The organism is Photorhabdus stackebrandtii (assembly GCF_011189495.1).
Classification (GTDB): Bacteria; Pseudomonadota; Gammaproteobacteria; order Enterobacterales; family Enterobacteriaceae; genus Photorhabdus; species Photorhabdus khanii.
The window spans coordinates 1-1,391 of record NZ_PUJV01000110.1; the positions used below are offsets into that span (position 1 = coordinate 1).

General features: G+C 59.0%; 1 protein-coding gene. It reads right to left on the reverse strand.

Annotated elements, in window-relative coordinates; all coding sequences use genetic code 11:
- Window positions 1-1,391, reverse strand: a 1,391-nt coding sequence (locus C5470_RS21785; protein WP_242688275.1) for a condensation domain-containing protein, incomplete at both ends; no start/stop codon positions are given.

Here is a 1,391-nt window from a genome sequence, read left to right on the forward strand (position 1 = left end):
AACGACCAGTGCCCAACCCGCATGGAACAACGCCGCGGGGCTGGTGCCCAGCCTGCGGGCCGTTTCACGGAGGGCGCGTGATAAGCCGGCATTAAGGGGCTGTTGAGCTTCTGCCGTATGTTCGCCCCCTTCCTGAACATTGATCAGGCCAAAAGGGGCCGTCACTCCATCGAGATCCGCCAGATAGTCCGGGAAGAAGGTTTCTGCGGCCTGAATATGGCTTTCCTGACGGGCATAAGCCACAAAGTTACGATAAGGCACCGATGGCGGTAAATCGGCACTTTTGCCCAGTAAGAATGCTACCGTTTCTGCGAGAACCTGCCGTAATGAGAGGTTATCATCGATAATATGATGAAATTGGAGCAAGACGTACAGCTTGGCTGAATGTGGGTCAGCGGCAGTTTGTAACCGTATCAGCGGCGCCTGAGATAAATCCAGCTGCCCGTATGACAACGTCATACGGGCTTGCAAACTGGCGGCCACATCATCACAGTTCTCTAGGATCAGGCGATGAACCGGCAAGGGGGCGTGCCGGTGTATAACCTGAACCGGCTGGGATAACCCGGCCCAGTGGACGGCGGTGCGCAGGATATCGTGCCGGTCGATGACCGCTTGTAATGCAGCCGTGAAAGCGTCAAGGTTTGTCTGACTGTCGACACATAACAGCGACGAGATAACATAGGGATCTCTGTGCGGATCAAGTCGATGATGGAACAGGATACCTTCCTGCAACGGAGCCAGCGGATAGATATCCTGCACATTGGTCACTCCGCCGGGCACCCGGTTGACGATGGTGTCGATTTCGGCCTGGGACAGGGTGACCAGCGGTAACATCTCAGGCGTGAGCGCGGTGCTGCCGTCAGGAATACGGTTGGGCGGCACGACAAAAGCCGGGACATCACCCGGAGATACCTGAATCGCCCGAGCCAGATCGGCCAGGATCGGTGCGGTGAATACCGTACGGACATCCAGTTCCCAGCCCCGCTGGCGCAGCCGTTCGATCACACTGACCACCAGCAGCGAGTGGCCGCCGAGTTCGAAGAAGTGATCATGGCGCCCGACACGCGCCAATCCCAGCAAGTCTTGCCAGATCTGCGCCAGTCCCGTTTCAACCTCACCCTGCGCAGGCGCATAACCCCGTGACACAATGGCCGACTGATCGGGAGCAGGCAACGCCTTGCGATCGAGCTTGCCGTTCGGGGTCAGCGGGAAGGCCGCCAGCATCACAAAGGCACTGGGTAGCATATAGTCGGCCAGATGCTGTGCCAGTTGCTGGCGTAAATCCGCCGGCACCAGGGCAGCACCCGCCTGCGGCCGGAGATAGGCCACTAACCGTTTGTCACCCGGGATATCTTCACGGGCGATAACGGCCGCTTCCTCCACCCCCGGAC